The organism is Streptomyces sp. HUAS MS02, assembly GCF_055702265.1.
On sequence record NZ_CM146747.1, the window covers coordinates 4,204,812 to 4,223,859 of the forward strand.

18 protein-coding genes are annotated in these 19,048 nt (G+C 70.7%); 9 read left to right on the forward strand and 9 right to left on the reverse strand.

Translation table 11 applies throughout. The features are described from left to right. Positions 1 to 75 precede the first annotated feature (75 nt). The 4 genes from nhaA to ACZ9QC_RS18015 all read left to right on the forward strand — a co-directional run bounded on the left by nhaA (position 76) and on the right by ACZ9QC_RS18015 (position 3,303). Complete coding sequence (gene nhaA / locus ACZ9QC_RS18000) at positions 76 to 1,506, forward strand: Na+/H+ antiporter NhaA (protein WP_472921042.1); 1,431 nt, start codon at positions 76 to 78, stop codon at positions 1,504 to 1,506. A 51-nt stretch (positions 1,507 to 1,557) separates the two neighbouring features. Beyond that, positions 1,558 to 2,037 carry a phage holin family protein gene (locus ACZ9QC_RS18005; protein ID WP_472921043.1) on the forward strand — a complete coding sequence of 160 codons (480 nt, stop codon included), beginning with the start codon at positions 1,558 to 1,560 and terminating at the stop codon, positions 2,035 to 2,037. Further along, positions 2,034 to 2,996: an alpha/beta fold hydrolase gene (locus ACZ9QC_RS18010; RefSeq protein WP_472921044.1), complete on the forward strand. Its 963-nt coding sequence runs from the start codon at positions 2,034 to 2,036 to the stop codon at positions 2,994 to 2,996. Before ACZ9QC_RS18005 ends, ACZ9QC_RS18010 begins: the two co-directional genes overlap by 4 nt. A 127-nt stretch (positions 2,997 to 3,123) precedes the next feature. Continuing rightward, complete coding sequence (locus tag ACZ9QC_RS18015) at positions 3,124 to 3,303, forward strand: hypothetical protein (protein ID WP_078853953.1); 180 nt, start codon at positions 3,124 to 3,126, stop codon at positions 3,301 to 3,303. 74 nt (positions 3,304 to 3,377) lie between these two features. Here ACZ9QC_RS18015 and ACZ9QC_RS18020 read toward each other — a convergent pair whose 3' ends face one another. From ACZ9QC_RS18020 to nth, 3 genes are all read right to left on the reverse strand, one after another. Continuing rightward, complete coding sequence (locus ACZ9QC_RS18020) at positions 3,378 to 4,577, reverse strand: MarP family serine protease (RefSeq protein ID WP_472921045.1); 1,200 nt, start codon at positions 4,575 to 4,577, stop codon at positions 3,378 to 3,380. A 120-nt stretch (positions 4,578 to 4,697) separates the two neighbouring features. Continuing rightward, positions 4,698 to 5,444, reverse strand: a complete 747-nt coding sequence (locus ACZ9QC_RS18025) for an NUDIX hydrolase (protein ID WP_472921046.1) — start codon at positions 5,442 to 5,444, stop codon at positions 4,698 to 4,700. 340 nt (positions 5,445 to 5,784) lie between these two features. After that, a complete protein-coding gene (gene nth, locus ACZ9QC_RS18030; RefSeq protein WP_472921047.1) occupies positions 5,785 to 6,846 on the reverse strand; it encodes an endonuclease III in 1,062 nt (353 codons plus the stop codon). Positions 6,847 to 7,139: 293 nt separating this feature from the next. Here nth and ACZ9QC_RS18035 point away from each other — a divergent pair, with 293 nt between their 5' ends. Next, entirely contained in the window at positions 7,140 to 7,814 is a 675-nt protein-coding gene (locus ACZ9QC_RS18035; RefSeq protein ID WP_005476003.1) for a Crp/Fnr family transcriptional regulator, read from the forward strand. Between the two features lie 253 nt (positions 7,815 to 8,067). On the opposite strand, the gene ACZ9QC_RS18040 is transcribed toward ACZ9QC_RS18035, so the two are convergent. The 4 genes from ACZ9QC_RS18040 to ACZ9QC_RS18055 all read right to left on the reverse strand — a co-directional run bounded on the left by ACZ9QC_RS18040 (position 8,068) and on the right by ACZ9QC_RS18055 (position 10,969). Then, entirely contained in the window at positions 8,068 to 8,898 is an 831-nt protein-coding gene (locus tag ACZ9QC_RS18040) for an MBL fold metallo-hydrolase (RefSeq protein WP_472921048.1), read from the reverse strand. Between the two features lie 517 nt (positions 8,899 to 9,415). After that, on the reverse strand, positions 9,416 to 10,285 hold the full coding sequence (locus ACZ9QC_RS18045; RefSeq protein WP_472921049.1) for an NUDIX hydrolase: 870 nt from the start codon (positions 10,283 to 10,285) through the stop codon (positions 9,416 to 9,418). A gap of 61 nt (positions 10,286 to 10,346) precedes the next feature. After that, the gene (locus ACZ9QC_RS18050; protein WP_472921050.1) at positions 10,347 to 10,814 is read right to left on the reverse strand and encodes a RidA family protein; all 468 of its coding nucleotides are present in this window, start codon (positions 10,812 to 10,814) and stop codon (positions 10,347 to 10,349) included. Continuing rightward, complete coding sequence (locus ACZ9QC_RS18055; RefSeq protein WP_086785308.1) at positions 10,811 to 10,969, reverse strand: DUF4177 domain-containing protein; 159 nt, start codon at positions 10,967 to 10,969, stop codon at positions 10,811 to 10,813. Before ACZ9QC_RS18055 ends, ACZ9QC_RS18050 begins: the two co-directional genes overlap by 4 nt. A gap of 152 nt (positions 10,970 to 11,121) precedes the next feature. On the opposite strand from ACZ9QC_RS18055, the gene bagA reads away from it, so the two are divergent. After that, a complete protein-coding gene (gene bagA, locus ACZ9QC_RS18060) occupies positions 11,122 to 12,099 on the forward strand; it encodes an ATPase BagA (protein WP_472921051.1) in 978 nt (325 codons plus the stop codon). Further along, positions 12,096 to 13,487, forward strand: a complete 1,392-nt coding sequence (bagB, locus tag ACZ9QC_RS18065; protein WP_472921052.1) for an ATPase BagB — start codon at positions 12,096 to 12,098, stop codon at positions 13,485 to 13,487. The genes bagA and bagB overlap by 4 nt, the downstream gene beginning before the upstream one ends. Positions 13,488 to 13,711: 224 nt before the next feature. Here the strand turns inward: bagB and wblA are convergent, their stop codons facing one another. Continuing rightward, positions 13,712 to 14,050: a transcriptional regulator WblA gene (wblA, locus tag ACZ9QC_RS18070; RefSeq protein ID WP_033524587.1), complete on the reverse strand. Its 339-nt coding sequence runs from the start codon at positions 14,048 to 14,050 to the stop codon at positions 13,712 to 13,714. A gap of 575 nt (positions 14,051 to 14,625) precedes the next feature. Here wblA and ACZ9QC_RS18075 point away from each other — a divergent pair. Next, a complete protein-coding gene (locus tag ACZ9QC_RS18075; RefSeq protein ID WP_472921053.1) occupies positions 14,626 to 16,950 on the forward strand; it encodes a transglycosylase domain-containing protein in 2,325 nt (774 codons plus the stop codon). Positions 16,951 to 17,448: 498 nt separating this feature from the next. Here the strand turns inward: ACZ9QC_RS18075 and ACZ9QC_RS18080 are convergent, their stop codons facing one another. Beyond that, positions 17,449 to 17,916 (reverse strand): GatB/YqeY domain-containing protein, encoded by a 468-nt coding sequence (locus tag ACZ9QC_RS18080; protein ID WP_472921054.1) that lies wholly within the window; start codon positions 17,914 to 17,916, stop codon positions 17,449 to 17,451. A 188-nt stretch (positions 17,917 to 18,104) separates the two neighbouring features. Here ACZ9QC_RS18080 and ACZ9QC_RS18085 point away from each other — a divergent pair, with 188 nt between their 5' ends. Then, on the forward strand, positions 18,105 to 19,037 hold the full coding sequence (locus ACZ9QC_RS18085) for a metallophosphoesterase (RefSeq protein WP_184905360.1): 933 nt from the start codon (positions 18,105 to 18,107) through the stop codon (positions 19,035 to 19,037). Positions 19,038 to 19,048: the final 11 nt, after the last annotated feature.

Consider the following 19,048-nt stretch of genomic DNA (forward strand, 5'->3'; position numbering starts at 1 on the left):
GCCGCAAGCGCGCCGGGTGCCCCTTAGCTAAGCTAAAGAACAGGTGTGCCGGGAAGTCTGGTCGGCGAGTGATCCGTGCTGCCCACCGACCGGAGGTCCCATCGTGGCCGCGCCCCGTACCCCCCCACCCGCAAGGTCCTCGACCGGCTCTCCCTGCCGGAACGGACCTTCGTGGCGGACGCGCTGCGCACGGAGACCGTCGGCGGTGTGCTGCTGCTCCTGGCCGCCGTCACCGCGCTGGTCTGGGTCAACATTCCCGCGCTGCGCGACAGCTACGAGACCGTCAGCCACTTCCACTTCGGCCCCGAGGCCCTCGGCCTCGACCTGTCCGTGGCGCACTGGGCGGCCGACGGGCTCCTCGCGATCTTCTTCTTCGTCGCCGGCATCGAACTCAAGCGCGAACTGGTCGCGGGTGACCTCAAGGACCCGAGGACGGCCGCGCTGCCCGTGGTGGCCGCGCTGTGCGGCATGGCCGTACCGGCGCTCGTCTACACGCTCACCAACCTCCTAGGCGACGGCTCCCTGTCCGGCTGGGCGGTGCCCACGGCCACCGACATCGCCTTCGCGCTGGCCGTGCTCGCCGTCATCGGCACCTCCCTGCCGAACGCGCTGCGGGCCTTTCTGCTCACCCTCGCCGTCGTCGACGACCTGTGCGCGATCCTGATCATCGCGGTGTTCTTCACCGACGACCTGAACTTCGCCGCGCTCGCCGGCGCCGTCGCCGCGCTCGCCGTCTTCTGGCTGCTGCTGAGGAAGGGCGTACGCGGGTGGTACGTGTACGTTCCGCTCGCGCTCGTCGTCTGGGCGCTGATGTACAACAGCGGCGTGCACGCCACGGTCGCCGGGGTCGCGATGGGGCTGATGCTGCGCTGTAGCCGGCGTGACGGGGAGGAACGCTCCCCCGGCGAGCACATCGAGCATCTGGTGCGCCCCCTGTCGGCCGGTCTGGCGGTGCCGCTGTTCGCCCTGTTCAGCGCGGGTGTCGCGGTGTCGGGCGACGCATTGGCGAAGGTGTTCACGCAGCCGGAGACGCTCGGGGTGGTGCTCGGGCTGGTGGTCGGCAAGGCGGTCGGGATCTTCGGCGGGACCTGGCTGACCGCCCGCTTCACCCGGGCCTCGCTCTCCGACGACCTGGCCTGGCCGGACGTCTTCGCCGTCTCCTCCCTCGCCGGGATCGGCTTCACCGTGTCGCTGCTCATCGGTGAACTGGCCTTCGAGGGCGACCAGGTGCTCACCGACGGCGTCAAGGCCGCCGTCCTCAGCGGTTCGCTCGTCGCGGCGGTCCTGGCGACCGTCCTGTTGAAGCTGCGGAACGCCAAGTACCAGGCACTGTGGGCCGCCGAGGAGCGCGACGACGACCTCGACGGCATCCCCGACATCTACGAACAGGACGACCCTGCGTACCACCTGCGCATGGCGGAGATCTACGAACGCAAGGCCGCGGAACATCGCAGGCTTGCCGAAGTGGCGGGCGGGGCAGGCGTCGGCGACGACGGTCCGGCATGATCTGACAGGACCGTAGACAGGACCGTACAAACGCATATGAGGGAGACCCCGATGAGCGCACCCGACGGCAGCCCGGTCGGAGCCGAACGCAGCGTCGGCCAGTTGGTCGCCTCGGCGACGGCCGAGATGTCCGCGTTGGTGCACGACGAGATCGCGCTGGCCAAGGCCCAGCTCAGGCAGGACGTCAAGCGAGGAATGATCGGCGGCGGGGCCTTCACCGCGGCCGGCGCGGTACTGATCTTCTCCCTGCCGATGCTGAGCTTCGCCCTGGCGTACGGCATCCGCACCTGGAGCGAGTGGAACCTGGCGATCTGCTTCCTGCTGTCGTTCGCGGCGAACGTCGTGGTCGCCCTCGTCCTGACGCTCGTCGGCGTCGCCTTCTCCAAGAAGGCCAAGAAGAGCCAGGGTCCGCAGAAGGTCGCCGCCTCCATGAAGGAGACGGCGGGCGTGCTGCAGAACGCCAAGCCGCACCCCCGTCGGACCGCCCCGGCCGACGGCGCCGTCGAGGCTGTGGCACGCTCGACGTCATGACCGACCCCGCGACCACCCCGGCCGCCCCCTGGAATCAGCCCGCGTCTCCCGTACGGCTCGACGTGCCCGGCGCCAAGGAGCTGATCCACCGGGACGTGGCCGCCAACGGCGCGCGCTTCCACATCGCCGAGGTGGGCGACGGACCGCTGGTACTGCTGCTGCACGGCTTCCCGCAGTTCTGGTGGACCTGGCGGCACCAGATGGTCTCCCTCGCCGAGGCCGGGTTCCGGGCCGTGGCCATGGACCTGCGCGGAGTCGGCGGCAGCGACCGCACCCCCCGGGGTTACGACCCGGCGAACCTCGCCCTCGACATCACCGGCGTCGTCCGGTCCCTCGGCGAGCCCGACGCCGCGCTGGTCGGCCACGACCTGGGCGGGTATCTGGCGTGGACGGCTGCCGTGATGCGCCCCAAGCTCGTACGGCGGCTCGCGGTCTCCTCGATGCCGCACCCGCGGCGCTGGCGCTCGGCCATGCTCTCCGACGTCAAGCAGACCTCCGCGGGCTCCTACATCTGGGGGTTCCAGCGGCCCTGGATCCCCGAGCGGCAACTGACCGCCGACGACGGCGCCCTGGTCGGCCGGCTGATCCGGGACTGGTCGGGGCCGCGGCTGCCCGACGACGAGGCCGTGGAGGCGTACCAGCGGGCGATGTGCATCCCGTCGACCGCGCACTGCTCGATCGAGCCGTACCGGTGGATGGTGCGGTCCATGGCCCGCCCCGACGGCATCCAGTTCAACCGCCGGATGAAGCGGCCGGTCCGGGTGCCCACCCTCCATCTGCACGGTTCGCTCGACCCGGTGATGCGCACGCGCAGTGCGGCCGGCTCCGGGGAGTATGTCGAAGCGCCGTACCGTTGGCGGCTGTTCGACGGTCTGGGACACTTCCCGCACGAGGAGGACCCGGTGGCGTTCTCCACGGAGCTCATCAACTGGCTGAAGGACCCCGAGCCCGACCGGTGAGTCGGCCAGGTCGCCCGCCACCCGAACGTGAACACCTGTTCCACGAACAGCCACTTGCCCGGCGCATAGGCCAATTGGGGGGCGTGGGGGCGGTTATCGACCTTGGGGTGGGGGCACACGTCGGGGTATGGGCTGGACGCACGACTACAGTGACGCAGCACGCAACCGCCGCTCGGCCTCGGGTCTGAGCTCGCACCAGAGGGGCGGCCCGCAACTGCAGGGCACCGATCCCCGACTGGGCATTCCGCGCATCCTGCGCCGCCGGGCCCGCTGGGTCTCGGCCCGCCTGCGCCATCCCCGTCCCTGACCTGTACGGGCGATCCCCGATCGGGGCGACCCGCACAGGACGGGACCTCACACCACCACCGGCCCCGCCCGGCCTCAGAGCGCGCAGCTGTCGCTGTCCACCTGCTGGTTGGCCGTACGGCCCTTGGCGATGTCCTCCTCCACCTCGTCCGCGGTGAGGGCGTAGCCCGTCTCCGAGTCGTCGAGGGACTTCGCGAAGACCACGCCGTAGACCTTGCCGTCGGTCGTGAGCAGCGGACCGCCGGAGTTGCCCTGGCGGACGGTCGCGTAGAGCGAGTAGACGTCACGGTGGACGGTGCCGCGCTTGTAGATGTCGGCGCCGTTGGCCGTGATGCGACCGCGCACGCGCGCGGGACGGATGTCGTACGCGCCGTTCTCCGGGAAGCCCGCGACGATCGCGTCGTCGCTGCTGACGGCGTCCTTGGTGGTGAACTGCAGCGCGGGCGCCTTGAGCCCGGGCACGTCCAGGACGGCGATGTCACGCTCCCAGTCGTAGAGGACGACCTTGGCGTCGTACTTGCGGCCCTCGCCGCCGATCTGGACGGTGGGTTCGTCGACTCCGCCGACCACGTGCGCGTTGGTCATCACCCGGCGCTCGCCGAAGACGAAGCCGGTGCCCTCCAGGACCTTGCCGCAACTCTGGGCGGTGCCCATGACCTTGACGATGGATCGCTTGGCGCGCTGGGCGGCCGGGCTGCTCGCGAGCGCGGGGTCGGGGGGCTGGACCTCGGTGATCGGCTCGTTCGAGAACGGGCTGAAGACCTGCGGGAAACCGTTCTGCGTGAGGACGGAGGAGAAGTCCGCGAACCAGGTGTCCGCCTGGGTGGGCAGGGCACCGGCCACGCCCTGGAGCACCTTGGAGTTGCGGACCTCCTTGCCGAGCGTGGGCAGGGTCGTCCCGGCGAGTGCGGAACCGATCAGCCAGGCGACCAGGAGCATCGCGACCACGTTGACGAGGGCGCCGCCGGTGGCGTCCAGGGCACGGGCCGGGGACCAGGTGATGTAGCGGCGCAGTTTGTTGCCGAGGTGGGTGGTCAGGGCCTGGCCCACGGAGGCACAGACGATCACGATGACCACCGCGACGACCGCGGCGGCCGTGCTGACCTCGGAGTTGTCGGTCATCCAGTCCCAGATGAAGGGCAGGGCGTACACGGCGACGAGACCGCCGCCGAGGAAGCCGATCACCGAGAGGATGCCGACGACGAAGCCCTGTCGATAGCCCACGATCGCGAACCAGACGGCGGCGACCAGCAACAGGATGTCCAGCACGTTCACCGCTTCAAGCCTCGCCTCGTCACTACGCGATCACTACAGGCCGACCGGGGGGACCGGTCCACCGCGCGGCGACAGGGGGACGCGACAGGCCCCAAAAGACGCAGCACGGCAGACACCCTGTCATGAGCGCCAGTCGAGCGGGACCTGCTTCTCGCGGTCCCAGGGGCGCTCCCAACCCGAGTAGTGCAGCAGACGGTCGATCACTCCGGCCGTGAAACCCCACACCAGGGCTGATTCGACCAGAAATGCCGGGCCTGCGTAGCCACGGGGGTGTACGGCGGTGGCTCTGTTGGCGGGATCCGTGAGATCCGCCACGGGAACCGTGAAGACGCGGGCCGTCTCGTTCGGATCGACGACCCGGACCGGCGTGGGACGGCGCCACCAGCCCAGGACGGGGGTCACCACGAAGCCACTGACCGGGATGTAGAGCTTAGGCAGCACACCGAAGAGCTGGACGCCGGCGGGGTCGAGACCGGTCTCCTCCTCGGCCTCGCGCAGGGCGGCGCGCAGCGGGCCGTCGGTCTGCGGGTCGCCGTCCTCGGGGTCGAGGGCGCCACCCGGGAAGGACGGCTGGCCCGCGTGCGATCTGAGCGAACCGGCGCGCTCCATGAGCAGCAGCTCGGGTCCGTCCGGGCCGTCGCCGAACAGGATCAGGACCGCCGACTGCCGCCCCGAGCCGTTCTCCGGCGGCAGGAAGCGGCTGAGCTGCAGCGGCTCGACCGTCTCGACGGCGCGCACCACCGGGTCCAGCCAGGGGGGCAGACCCGCCTTGTCCAAGGCGACGTGCCCGGCCCACGCGGGGGGCCGCCCCGCCTGGTGCCCGTTGTCGGTGTCCGTGCCGCCGTCCGTCCGGCTCGCGCCTGTCATAGCCACCCCCGTCGTTCTTCCGGTCCCAACGCCCGGAGGGCCGCTGATCGTTCCACTTGGGCCCCACGTCCCTCTTGTGGGTGGCGAAAGGCGACGGGGCGGGGAGGGCGTGTGCCGGAGTGGGGGCGCGGGACGGCGCGCGCGGTGCAGGGGATGCGAGCGCCTGCGCGCGTGCCTGAGGGGTCGGGTGTGGTGACGTGCGTGCCCGAGAGGGCGGGGGTGGTGATGCGCATGGATGAGGGGCCGGGTGTGGCGACGTGCGTGCCCGAAGGGGCAGGTGTGGTGGTGTGGGCGCCGCGGGGGCCGTCGGCGGGCAGGGCCGGGCGCTCGGTGCGGGCCGTCATCCGGCGGCTCCGAGCGGCGGGGCCGGGATGCCGCCCGCGTCCAGGTAGGACTGCGGGGGCTTGAGGCGCTGGCCGGGGAAGCCGCCCTTCTCGTACTTCAGGAGCTTCCTGGCCTTCTCCGGGTCGGTCTCCCCCTCACCGAACGCCGGGCAGAGCGGAGCGATGGGGCAGGCGCCGCAGGCCGGTTTGCGGGCATGGCAGATGCGGCGGCCGTGGAAGATCACGTGGTGCGACAGCATCGTCCACTCGCTCTTCGGGAAGAGCGCGCCGATGGCCGCCTCGATCTTGTCCGGGTCGGTCGCCTCGGTCCAGCGCCAGCGCCGTACGAGCCGTTGGAAGTGGGTGTCGACGGTGATGCCGGGGCGGCCGAACGCGTTGCCCAGGACGACGAAGGCGGTCTTGCGGCCGACGCCCGGCAGCTTGACCAGGTCTTCGAGACGGCCGGGGACCTCACCGCCGTGGTTCTCCACCAGGGCCTTGGACAGCCCCATCACCGACTTCGTCTTGGCCCGGAAGAACCCGCAGGGCCGCAGGATCTCCTCGACCTCCTGCGGGTCGGCCGCGGCCAGGTCCTCGGGGGTGGGGTACTTGGCGAACAGCGCCGGTGTCGTCTGGTTGACCCGCAGGTCGGTCGTCTGGGCGGACAGAACCGTCGCCACGATCAGCTGGAAGGAGTTCTCGAAGTCCAGCTCCGGGTGCGCGTACGGGTACACCTCGGCGAGTTCGCGGTTGATGCGGCGGGCACGGCGGACGAGGGCGGTCCGGGACTCGGGCTTGGCCGCCGGTGCCTTTCTCCGAGCCGGGGCCGCTCCCTGCGCCGCGACGGCTCCCTGCACCCGGGCGGCTCCCTGCGCCGCGGCAGCCTTCTTCACCGCCGCCGTCTTCCGGGCGGTGGCCTTCTTCACCGGGGCCGACTTGCTCACCGGAGCCGGTTGGCCCGCCGGGGCGGGTTTGCTCGCCGAGGCTGCTTTCGCCGGGGCCGTGGTCTCTCGGGCGGAGTTCTCCGCCGCTGATGGATCGGACACCTTCGTCGCCTTTGCCGTTTTGTTCGCTCCCATGGGGCCCTGTTCGCCCACAGCGGAATCACGCCGTACAACCACGCGTCCAGCCCCCTCGGCCTGTGCTCTCACCGGCGTTTTGGACACCCGGCCAGCCTAAAGCCCGGCACCGACATCCGCCCCGGGCCCAGAAGATCGGCCCCCAATTGGACCCCTGACGCTTACCCCGGGACATGTGTGCGGCATCCTTGTGACAGATCACACTGTTTGGACCGTCCGGCAAGATGGGGAACACGGTCCCCTGGTAATACGGGGAGCAAGATCCCCTGAGCAGGTCGACAAGGAGAGAACTCGTGGACGACGTTCTGCGGCGCGCCCCGCTCTTCGCGGCGCTCGATGACGAGCAGGCCGCGGAGCTCCGCGCCTCCATGAGTGAGGTGACCCTCGCGCGCGGTGACGCTCTCTTCCACGAGGGTGACCCGGGAGACCGCCTCTATGTGGTCACCGAGGGCAAGGTGAAGCTGCACCGCGCCTCGCCCGACGGCCGCGAGAACATGCTGGCCGTGCTCGGCCCCGGTGAGCTGATCGGCGAGCTGTCGCTGTTCGACCCGGGTCCGCGGACGGCGACGGCCACCGCGCTGACCGAGGTCAAACTGCTGGGCCTCGGCCACGGCGACCTCCAGCCCTGGCTGAACGCGCGGCCCGAGGTGGCGGCGGCACTGCTGCGCGCGGTCGCCCGACGCCTGCGCAAGACCAACGACCAGATGTCCGACCTGGTGTTCTCGGACGTGCCCGGGCGGGTCGCCCGCGCGCTGCTGGACCTCTCCCGCCGGTTCGGCGTGCAGTCGGAGGAAGGCATCCATGTGGTGCACGACCTCACACAGGAGGAGCTGGCGCAGCTCGTGGGCGCGTCCCGCGAGACCGTGAACAAGGCGCTGGCGGACTTCGCGCAGCGCGGGTGGCTGCGCCTGGAGGCTCGCGCGGTGATCCTGCTGGACGTGGAGCGACTGGCCAAGCGCTCTCGCTGACGCGGGGCTCGCTTTTCGATCGGTTCGTCTTTCGATCGGTTCGTCTTTCGATCGGGTTCGTCTTTCGATGGGGTTCGTCTCGTTCTCGGGGCGGACCCCATCGTTCTGTGCCGCCCTGGGCGCGCCTGGAAGGGGCTTCTGGGGCCTGAGAGGGGGCTGAGGCCGGGTGGCCGCCCCGGGCGTCCGGGAAGCCCGGAGACGGACACCCAGGCGCAAAGACGGTCAGGCTCGACCTCGGGCCGACTCGAAGCGGTCAGATCAGACCGTGTTCGGTCAGGTACTCCAGCTGTGCCCGTACCGAGAGTTCCGCGGCGGGCCACAGGGAGCGGTCGACGTCCGCGTAGACGTGGGCGACGACGTCGTCGGGGGTGCGGTAGCCGTTCTCGACGGCCGTCTCCACCTGGGCCAGTCGGTTGGCCCGGTGGGCCAGATAGAACTCGACGGCACCCTGGGCGTCCTCCAGGACGGGGCCGTGACCGGGAAGGACGGTGTGGACGCCGTCGTCGACCGTGAGGGACCTGAGGCGGCGCAGCGAGTCGAGATAGTCCCCGAGACGGCCGTCGGGGTGCGCCACGACCGTCGTGCCGCGGCCCAGGACGGTGTCACCGGTCAGGACGGCCCGGTCCGCCGGGAGGTGGAAACAGAGCGAGTCGGCGGTGTGGCCGGGGGTGGGGACGACCCGGAGCTCCAGGCCGCCGACCGAGACGACGTCGCCCGCGCCCAGTCCTTCGTCGCCGAGCCGCAGCGCCGGGTCCAGGGCCCGTACGTTCGTACCGGTCAGCTCGGCGAAGCGGGCGGCGCCCTCCGCGTGGTCCGGGTGCCCGTGGGTGAGCAGGGTCAGCGCGACGCGACGGCCGGCCTTCTCCGTCGTGGCGACGACGTTGCGCAGATGAGCGTCGTCCAGGGGACCGGGGTCGATCACGACGGCGAGGTCGGAGTCCGGTTCGGAGACGATCCAGGTGTTGGTGCCGTCCAGCGTCATCACGGAGGCGTTCGGCGCGAGCACGTTGACGGCGCGGGCGGTGGCGGGGCCGGACAGGACACCGCCCCTGGGCCGGCCGGGAAGGGCTGCTGCGTCGGTCATACGGAGGTGCCTTCCAGCGGGAGGGGAGAAGTGCGACGGTGCCGCGAGCGGGCCCGGACGGCACCCCGGCCCCCAAGCAGCGACACGAGGCACGCGGGCACGGGCTCGGACCGACCGCTCGACGGCCCCGAGCGGGCTGCGACTCGCCCGGAAAGCACTACCGCCCGACGCAGGGAGGCTGCCGCCCGCCCCGGCAACACTGTCGTCCGGCCAGGATGGGCTGCCGTCCGCCCCGGGAGCGCTATCGCCCGGCCCGGAAGGCCTGCCGCCCGACCCAGGAGCGCTATCGCCCGGCCCGAAAAGACTGCCGCCCGCCCCGCCGGCGCCGCCGTCCCGCCCGGAAGGGCAGTCGCCCGACGCGGGAGCGCTATCGCTCGGCCCACCAGCGCTGCCGATCGACCCGGAAGGACCGCCACCCGCCCCGCCGACGCAGGCGCCCGACACGGAAGGGCTGCCGCCCGCCCCGCCGTCCCGCCCGGAAGGGCTGTTGTCGCGCCCCGAACGGCTGTCGTCGCCGTCACGTCGGGTCTCCGGCGGCCGGAACTCGCTTGGTGAACTCGTCGTGGCCCGGCCAGGAGAGGATCACGTCGTCGTTCTCCAGGCGGGCCCGGGCGAGGACGGGTGTCAGGTCGCGGGCGGGGGCGGCGGCGAGCGCGGCGGCGGCCGAGTCGTACTCCGCGAGCCGGCGCAGGGTCGCGATGGTCGGCGGCATCATCATCAGCTCGCCCTTGTCGTAGCCGTCCGCCGCGTCCCGGGGCCGGATCCACACCGTGCGGTCGGCCTCCGTGGAGGCGTTGCGGGTGCGCTGGCCCTGCGGAAGAGCGGCCACGAAGAACCAGGTGTCGTAGCGCCGGGCCTCGAACTCCGGGGTGATCCAACGCGCCCAGGCGCCGAGGAGATCGGAGCGCAGGACCAGTCCCCGGCGCTCCAGGAACTCGGCGAAGGACAACTCCCGGGCGGCCACCGCGGCGCGGTCCGCCTCCCAGTCGTCGCCCGTGGTGTCGTCGATCACGGTGTCGGGGCTCGGCCCGGCGAGCAGGACGCCCGCCTCCTCGTACGTCTCCCGGACGGCCGCGCAGACGATCGCCTGGGCGTCGTCCTCGTCGACGCCGAGGCGGGACGCCCACCACGCGCGCGTGGGGCCCGCCCAGCGGATCTGGTGGTCGTCGTCGCGCGGGTCCACCCCGCCGCCCGGATACGCGTACGCGCCTCCGGCGAATGCCATGGAGGCGCGCCTGCGCAGCATGTGCACGACCGGGGTGTCGGCCGTGTCCTTGAGCAGCATCACGGTGGCGGCCCGCCTGGGGGTCACCGGTGTCAGCGTGCCGGCCGCGAGTGCGCGGATGCGGTCCGGCCACTCGGCGGGATACCACTGCCCGTTTGCCATGGGCGGAGGCTAACTCGTCACGGGCTGATGTTCGAGTGAGCCTCCGCGATCCCGGCGGGCTCTAGCCCTCGGCCAGCTCCACCTGGAGCTCCACCTCGACCGGCGCGTCCAGCGGCAGGACCGCCACACCGACCGCGCTGCGCGCGTGGACGCCCTTGTCGCCGAAGACGGCGCCGAGGAGTTCGCTCGCGCCGTTCAGTACGGCGGGCTGGCCCGTGAAGTCGGAGGCCGAGGCCACGAAGCCGACGACCTTCACCACACGCGCGACCCGGTCCAGGTCGCCCGCCACGGACTTGACGGCGGCCAGGGCGTTCAGCGCGCAGGTACGGGCGAGCTCCTTGGCCTCCTCGGGGGTGACCTCGGCGCCGACCTTGCCGGTGACGGGCAGCTTGCCCTCCACCATGGGCAGCTGCCCGGCGGTGTAGACGTACACCCCGCTGCGCACGGCCGGCTGGTACGCGGCGAGCGGCGGGACGACCTCGGGCAGCCTCAGCCCGAGTTCCGCGAGCTTCGCTTCGACGGCGCTCACGGCTTGGGCCGCTTCAGGTAGGCCACCAGCTGCTCGGGGTTGTTCGGCCCGGGCACGACCTGGACGAGCTCCCAGCCGTCCTCGCCCCAGGTGTCCAGAATCTGCTTCGTGGCATGGACGAGCAGCGGCACGGTTGCGTATTCCCACTTGGTCATGTGGCCGACTTTATCCGCTGCCCGGCCGCCGTCCGGCACGGGTTCCGCCGCCGTCCGGGCACGGGGCGCGCGGGGGCCGGGCAGACGGGAGGAGCACAAGTTGTCCACAGCCTCCCGCGTATGCCGCGCGCGGACTGGTTAGGCTCGAATACGTGAGCAGGCTCCAGGTCGTCAGCGGCAAGGGCGGGACCGGAAAGACCACGGTCGCCGCCGCACTCGCGCTCGCCCTCGCGACCGAGGGGAAGCGCACCCTCCTGGTCGAGGTCGAGGGCAGGCAAGGCATCGCACAGCTCTTCGAGGCAGAGGCACTGCCGTACGAGGAGCGGAAGATCGCGGTGGCTCCCGGGGGCGGGGAGGTGTACGCGCTGGCCATCGACCCCGAACTGGCACTGTTGGACTACCTCCAGATGTTCTACAAGCTCGGCGGGGCGGGCCGGGCCCTGAAGAAGCTCGGCGCCATCGACTTCGCGACCACGATCGCGCCCGGCCTCAGGGACGTCCTCCTGACGGGCAAGGCCTGCGAGGCGGTGCGGCGCAAGGAGAAGAGCGGGCGGTTCACGTACGACTACGTGGTGATGGACGCGCCGCCCACCGGGCGCATCACCCGCTTCCTGAACGTCAACGACGAAGTGGCGGGCCTCGCGAAGATCGGCCCGATACACAATCAGGCCCAGGCCGTCATGCGGGTCCTGAAGTCCCCCGAGACGGCCGTGCACCTGGTGACGCTGCTGGAGGAGATGCCCGTCCAGGAGACGACGGACGGCATCGCCGAGCTGCGGGCCGCGAGGCTGCCGGTGGGGCGGATCATCGTCAACATGGTGCGGCCCGAGGTGCTGGACGCGGGCGAGCTGGAGTTCGCGCGCGCGGTGCCGCGTACGGCCGTCGCCAAGTCCCTGTCCACGGCGGGCCTGGGCGGCGCGCGGCGCGGCGGCAACGCCGAGCGGCTGGTGGGGCCGCTGCTCGCGCAGGCCGAGGAGTACGCCGAGCGGTACACCCTGGAGCACGAGCAGCGGGGTGTCCTCGGCGAGCTGGGCCTGCCGCTGCACGAACTGCCGCTGCTCGCCGAGGGAATGGACCTCGCGGGCCTGTACGAACTCGCCACGGAACTGCGTCAGCAAGGGATCTCATGACTCCGGACCCGGCCGCCGAGCGCGACGCGGCGCACGACCACGACCTGGACCCCGCCCACGCCCCGTCCCAGACGCCGGACGGGCATCGTGTGATCAGCCCGACCCGGCCCCTGGCCGTGGATCCCCTGCTGGACGACCCGGGGACCCGCATCGTGGTCTGCTGCGGCGCCGGCGGTGTGGGCAAGACGACCACGGCGGCGGCCCTCGGGCTGCGGGCCGCCGAACGCGGCCGCAAGGTGGTCGTGCTGACCATCGACCCCGCCCGGCGGCTCGCCCAGTCCATGGGCATCGACTCGCTGGACAACACCCCGCGCCGGGTGAAGGGCATCGACGGGGACGGCGAACTGCACGCCATGATGCTCGACATGAAGCGCACGTTCGACGAGATCGTCGAGGCGCACGCGGACCCCGAGCGGGCCTCCGCGATCCTGAACAACCCGTTCTACCAGTCGCTCTCGGCGGGCTTCGCGGGCACGCAGGAGTACATGGCGATGGAGAAGCTGGGCCAGTTGCGGGCCCGGGACGAGTGGGACCTGATCGTCGTCGACACCCCGCCGTCCCGTTCGGCGCTGGACTTCCTGGACGCGCCGAAGCGGCTGGGGTCGTTCCTCGACGGCAAGCTGATCCGGGTGCTGCTGGCGCCCGCGAAGGTCGGCGGGCGGGCGGGGATGAAGTTCCTGAACGTCGGCATGTCGATGATGACGGGCGTCCTGGGCAAGCTGCTCGGCGGTCAACTGCTCAAGGACGTGCAGACGTTCGTGGCCGCGATGGACTCCATGTTCGGCGGCTTCCGTACCCGCGCGGACGCCACGTACAAGCTGCTCCAGGCGCCGGGCACGGCCTTCCTGGTGGTGGCGGCGCCGGAGCGGGACGCGCTGCGTGAGGCGGCGTACTTCGTGGAGCGACTGGCGGCCGAGGACATGCCGTTGGCCGGCCTGGTGCTCAACCGCGTCCATGGCAGCGGCGCGGCCCAGCTGTCCGCCGAGCGCGCGCTCGCCGCCGCGGAAAATCTTGACGAGCCCCGCATTGTGGATCAGATGGACGGGAAAGCAGTTCGTAACTCTCCCGACACGTACGACAGTTCAGCCAGTTCAGCCCGTTCCGCCAGTTCAGAATCTCCCGCAACGACCGGTCCGCAGGAGGGCTCCCCCGCCCCGGACCTGACAGTGGAACAACTCACGGCGGGCCTGCTCAGGCTGCACGCCGAGCGGATGCGTCTGCTCACGCGCGAGCAGCGCACGCGTGACCGCTTCACCGCGCTGCATCCCGAGGTGGCCGTGGCCGAGGTGGCCGCGCTGCCCGGTGACGTCCACGACCTGGCGGGGCTGCGGGACATCGGGGACCGGCTCGCGGCCATAAGGCCGGAGCTGCCCACCACCGACGACTGACGGGCCGACCCACCGACAACCGACCGGCGGACCTACCGACAACCGACCGGCCGACCCACCGACAACCGACCGGGAGACCTGCTGAACTGGCGGAAGGCCGAGGAGCCGTCCGCGGCCCCAAGGCCGATCCACGTCTCGGGGCACCCGAGAGCCGGCACACCTGCCCGACGCGCCGACACCTCAAGGGCGCCCTCGACCGACGTGGCCCGGAAGGGGCCTCGTCCTCAGCTCACCGCCGCGTAGTTCTCGTACATCTCGTCATCGTCGAGCGGCAGAATGCCCGCGCCACGCTCGTACTCCGTGCGCGCGGTCTCCAGCAGCCTGCGCCACGACGTGACGGTCGGTCGCCTGCGCAGCAGTGCGCGGCGCTCTCGCTCCGTCATTCCTCCCCACACGCCGAACTCGACGCGGTTGTCCAACGCGTCCGCCAGGCACTCCGTCCGCACCGGGCATCCGGTGCACACCGCCTTGGCCCTGTTCTGCGCTGCTCCTTGAACGAACAGTTCATCCGGATCGGTAGTGCGGCAGGCAGCCTGCGCACTCCAGTCGGTTACCCAGCCCATACCGGCGCCGTCCTCTCCCGAATCGAGGCTCCCCCACGGCGGCAGCGGCATATTCACCGCCGCCAGTTGAGGACGTTACGGAAGGTGGGCACAGCGCAACACCCCCTTCGGGCCCAATCTTGAATGGCCCGAACGGACTATGCGTAAGCGGCAGATCACCCGCGGGAGTGACCTGAGGACATACGTGACTATCCCGTCAGAACGGGACGGTTGACATGCGTCACAACGGACACCGAATGACACACGAGGTGGATTCGGACACGGCACCGGAAAAAAATCGGAAGAACGTCAGAACGATTCGGGCTCGCTGGACGTACTTGATACAAGGGCCTACGGCTGTGACAGTTGAGAGCAGCTTAGGCCAAGGCCTGCGCGCGTGTCCGGCGAATGAGAACGTAGACAGCCGTTCACGTTTCCCTCACGCCCCGACGCCGTCCGCGTCCCGAGCGCCAGGCCCTGGACCCCGGGCCTTGGATCCCGGACCCCGGGCCCCGGATGTCACGATCCGGCACCCGTACCCCTCCGGACGCACCTGCTCCTTCGGAACGGTCATCGGCACGGATTAGGCTGCCCTCATGCCAAACAAGCGCTCGGGTGGTGGTCTGTCCCCCACACAGCAGGCCGCCAAGTTCGTAGGTGTCAGCGTGCTCGCCGGCGCCGTCATGGCGGGCATCGCCCTGCCCGCCGTCGGCGCCCTGGGGCTCGCGGCCAAGGGTTCCGTCGAGGGGTTCGACGAGCTCCCCGCCAACCTCAAGCAGCCGCCGCTGAGCCAGCGCACCACGATCCTCGACAGCAAGGGCGACTCGATCGCCACGGTGTACAGCCGCGACCGTACGGTGGTCGATCTCAAAGAGATCTCGCCGTACATGCAGCAGGCGATCATCGCGATCGAGGACGCCCGGTTCTACCAGCACGGCGCGATCGACCTCAAGGGCGTCCTGCGCGCGCTCAACCGGAACGCGCAGGACGGCGGTGTCACCCAGGGCGCGTCCACGCTGACGCAGCAGCTGGTGAAGAACGTGGCGGTGGAGGAGGCCGGTGACGACCCGACGCTGGTCGCCCAGGCCACCCAGCAGACCCTCGGCCGGAAGATCAACGAGCTCAAGAAGGCGATCCAGCTCGAGGAGGAACTCAGCAAGAAGAAGATCCTCGAGAACTATCTGAACATCACGTTCTTCGGCCAGCAGGCCTACGGCGTCGAGGCCGCCTCCCAGCGGTACTTCTCCAAGTCCGCCAAGGACCTGGACGTCGAGGAGGCCGCACTCCTCGCCGGCATCGTGCAGTCGCCCAGCCGGTACGACCCGGTGAACGACCCGCAGGAGGCCACCAAGCGGCGCAACACGGTGCTGCAGCGCATGGCCGATGTCGGCGACATCTCCCAGACGGACGCGGACAAGGCCAAGGGGAAGCCGCTCGGCCTCGACATCAGCAAGCCCAAGAACGGCTGCATCACCGCGGTCAAGGGCGCGGGCTTCTTCTGCGACTACGTCCGCAAGATCTTCCTGAACGACCCGATCTTCGGCAAGACGAAGGAAGAGCGGGCCAAGATCTGGAACCAGGGCGGTCTGACGATCCGGACGACGATGGACCCGAAGGCCCAGAAGTCGGTCCAGGCATCCGTCAAGGCACACGTCCGCCAGAAGGACGAGGTGGCCACCGCCGCCACCATCGTGGAGCCGGGCACCGGCAAGATCCTCGCCATGGGCCAGTCCAGGCCGTACGGCCTGGACACCAAGAAGAACGAGACGTCCATCAACCTCTCGGTCGACGAGTCGATGGGCGGCGGAGCGGGCTACCAGCCCGGTTCGACGTTCAAGCCGATCGTCGCCGCGGCGGCCATAGAGGACGGCATGTCCCCGGGGAAGATCTACTCCGCGCCGTACAAGATGGCGTACCCGAGTCCGATCTCCACCTGCGGCGGCGGCACCTGGCGCAACGGCACCGGCACCAGCGCCGCGAAGCTCGAGAACGAGAGCGCGAGCGAGGTCGGCCCGTACTCGATGGAGAAGGCGACCGCGCTGTCGGTCAACACCTACTTCGTGCAGATGATCGCGGACATCGGCATCTGTCCGGTGACGAAGATGGCCGGGAAGATGGGCGTCGAGCGGGCCGACGGCCGCAAGATGGACCAGGCCCCGTCGATCGCGCTCGGCACGCAGGAGATGTCCCCGCTGACCATGGCGAACGCGTACGCCACCTTCGCCGCGCGCGGCATGTACTGCACGCCGGTCGCCATCGAGTCCATCACCCAGCGGGTCGGCGAGAAGTCGAAGTCGCTGGAGGTCCCGAAGTCGACGTGCTCGCGGGCCATGTCCGAGAAGACCGCCGACACGATCAGCACCCTGCTGGAGGGCGTGGTCGAGGACGGTACGGGACGGGAGGCCGGCCTCGGCCCCAGCCGCCCCAGCGCCGGTAAGACCGGTACGACGGACTTCCGTTACGCGGCCTGGTTCGTGGGCTACACCCCGAACATGGCCGGTGCGGTCTGGGTCGGTGACCCCGCGCACAAGCGCCGCATGGTGAACATCACCATCGGCGGCGAACGGCACGACAAGGTCTTCGGTGGCCGGGTTCCCGGTCCGATCTGGCGCGACATGATGTCCGGCGCACTGGCGGGCAAGCCGAACCCCGACTTCAACCGCGTCTACATCCCCGACGAGCGGCCGGACCGCGACCGTGAGGACGACGACAACGGCAATGGGAACGGAAACGGGAACGGGAACGGGAACGGCGACGACAACGGAAACGGTGACGACGGCGGCGGCTTCGTCGGCGGCAACGACGGCGGCACCAGCTTCCCGACCCCGGACTTCACCATCCCGGAGAACTGGTTCGAGGGCCAGACGAACGGCGGGAACAACGGGAACGGCAACGGCGGAGGCGGCGGCGGGTTCGGGTGACGGACGGACGGACGGACCGACGGACCGACGGACCGACGGAAGGACCGGAGCACGGCCGGGGTCCGGGAGGCGGTTCGCTGACCTCCGTGGACCGGTGACGGCCGTGGAGCCGGGCCGGGAGATATAGATACGGCGGTGGGGGGCGCCCCTGGAAAGGGGGCGCCCCCCACCGCCGTTGAGTGGGAGGGTCGGCGGGAGCCGGGGCGCAGGCGGGCGCCGCCAGGAGCCTGCCGGAGCCGGGGAGCTTGCCGGAGCCGGGGAGCTTGCCTGGCGCCGGAAGGGCGGGACGGAGCCGGAAGCCGACCGGGAGCCAGGGAGCCCTGGCTGGCCGGAACCGGAAGCCGACCGGGGAGCCGGAAAGCTTGGCCGACCGGGGCTGGAAGCCGACTCCGGAGCCAGAAGGCCGCGCCGGAGCCAGAAGGCCGCGCCGGAGCCAGGAGGCCGCGCCGGAGCCGGAAGCCGACCCAGAGCCAGAGAGCCTGCCGGAGCCAGTGGGCGTCAGCCGCCCGCGAGCTGCTGCTTGACGATGGCGGCGACTCGGCCGCCCTCGGCGAGACCGGCCACCTTCGGGTTCACGATCTTCATGACCTGGCCCATCGCGCGCGGCCCCTCGGCACCGGCGGCCCGCACCTCCTCGACGGCCTGCACGACGATCTGCCGCAGCTCCTCGTCGGAGAGCTGCTTGGGCAGGTACTCGGCGAGGAGCGCGCCCTCCGCCTTCTCCCGCTCGGCCGATTCGGTACGACCGCCCTGGGCGAAGGCTTCCGCGGCCTCGCGGCGCTTCTTCGCCTCCTTGGTGATCACCTTGAGCACCTCGTCGTCGGAGAGCTCACGCTTCTCCTTGCCCGCGACCTCTTCCTTCGTGATCGCGGTGAGGGTCAGCCGGAGCGTCGAGGAGCGGAGCTCGTCGCGCTCCTTGATGGCGGCGTTGAGGTCTTCCTGCAGCTTCGACTTGAGCGTGGTCATGGCGTCGATTGTCGCAGGTGTGGCGTGCGGAGCGCGCCTTGATTTCGCTGGTGTGTGCGGACCGGGTGCACGGAGCCGGAGTCGGTTGTCCACAGGGCGAGTTGACGACCGGTGACAATCGGCGGCGGTGAGCGGGGGTTGTCCACAGGCGGGCGCTCGGGCTCGGCGGGGTCTGACACGATGGACACATGCGAGCGCGATACGGAGTACCTCTGGGGATCGCGGCGGTCGGTGCCGCCGGTGTGGTGTACGCGGCGGGTTTCGAGGCCCGCTCCTTCCGGCTGCGTCGGGTGACGGTGCCGGTGCTGCCACCGGGCATGCGGCCACTGCGCATACTTCAGGTGTCCGACATCCACATGGTGAGCGGGCAGCGCAAGAAGCAGCGCTGGCTGCGGTCCCTGGCCGGGCTGCGCCCCGACTTCGTGATCAACACCGGGGACAACCTCTCCGACCCCGAGGGCGTCCCCGAGGTGCTGGACGCGCTGGGCCCGCTGATGGAGTTCCCCGGCGCGTACGTCTTCGGCTCCAACGACTACTACGGCCCCAAGCTGCGCAACCCCGCGCGCTACCTCCTGGAGAAGGTCCAGGGCCGACACGGTCTGAACGGCAACAAGCCGGTGGTCGGCGCCATCCACAACCCGTGGGAGGACCTGCGGGACGGCTTCGACGGGGCCGGCTGGCTCAACCTCACCAACACCCGCGGCACACTGAAGATCGAGGGCATGGCGGTCGAGCTGACCGGCCTGGACGACCCGCACATCAAGCGGGACCGGTACGCGCGGGTGGCCGGCGGCCCGTCGGACTTCGCCGACCTCTCCCTGGGCGTCGTCCACGCCCCCTACCTCCGCAGCCTCGACGCCTTCACCGCCGACGGATACCCCCTCATCCTCGCCGGCCACACCCATGGGGGACAGCTCTGCGTCCCCTTCTACGGCGCCCTCGTCACCAACTGCGATCTCGACACGGACCGCGTCAAGGGCCTCTCCACCCACACGGCCGACGGCCGCACCGCCTACATGCACGTCTCCGCCGGCTGCGGCACGAACCGCTACACCCCGGTGCGGTTCGCGTGCCCACCGGAGGCTTCGCTGCTGACGTTGGTGGGACGGGAGGAGGCGTAGGCCGAGCGGGT

Coding starts and splice junctions, on each gene's coding strand:
- ACZ9QC_RS18005 (WP_472921043.1), top strand. CDS start 1,558: ATGAGCGCACCCGACGGCAGCCCGGTCGGAGCCGAACGCAGCGTCGGC.
- ACZ9QC_RS18010 (WP_472921044.1), top strand. CDS start 2,034: ATGACCGACCCCGCGACCACCCCGGCCGCCCCCTGGAATCAGCCCGCG.
- ACZ9QC_RS18015 (WP_078853953.1), top strand. CDS start 3,124: ATGGGCTGGACGCACGACTACAGTGACGCAGCACGCAACCGCCGCTCG.
- ACZ9QC_RS18025 (WP_472921046.1), bottom strand. CDS start 5,444: ATGACAGGCGCGAGCCGGACGGACGGCGGCACGGACACCGACAACGGG.
- nth (WP_472921047.1), bottom strand. CDS start 6,846: ATGGGAGCGAACAAAACGGCAAAGGCGACGAAGGTGTCCGATCCATCA.
- ACZ9QC_RS18040 (WP_472921048.1), bottom strand. CDS start 8,898: ATGACCGACGCAGCAGCCCTTCCCGGCCGGCCCAGGGGCGGTGTCCTG.
- ACZ9QC_RS18045 (WP_472921049.1), bottom strand. CDS start 10,285: ATGGCAAACGGGCAGTGGTATCCCGCCGAGTGGCCGGACCGCATCCGC.
- ACZ9QC_RS18055 (WP_086785308.1), bottom strand. CDS start 10,969: ATGACCAAGTGGGAATACGCAACCGTGCCGCTGCTCGTCCATGCCACG.
- bagB (WP_472921052.1), top strand. CDS start 12,096: ATGACTCCGGACCCGGCCGCCGAGCGCGACGCGGCGCACGACCACGAC.
- wblA (WP_033524587.1), bottom strand. CDS start 14,050: ATGGGCTGGGTAACCGACTGGAGTGCGCAGGCTGCCTGCCGCACTACC.
- ACZ9QC_RS18075 (WP_472921053.1), top strand. CDS start 14,626: ATGCCAAACAAGCGCTCGGGTGGTGGTCTGTCCCCCACACAGCAGGCC.
- ACZ9QC_RS18080 (WP_472921054.1), bottom strand. CDS start 17,916: ATGACCACGCTCAAGTCGAAGCTGCAGGAAGACCTCAACGCCGCCATC.
- ACZ9QC_RS18085 (WP_184905360.1), top strand. CDS start 18,105: ATGCGAGCGCGATACGGAGTACCTCTGGGGATCGCGGCGGTCGGTGCC.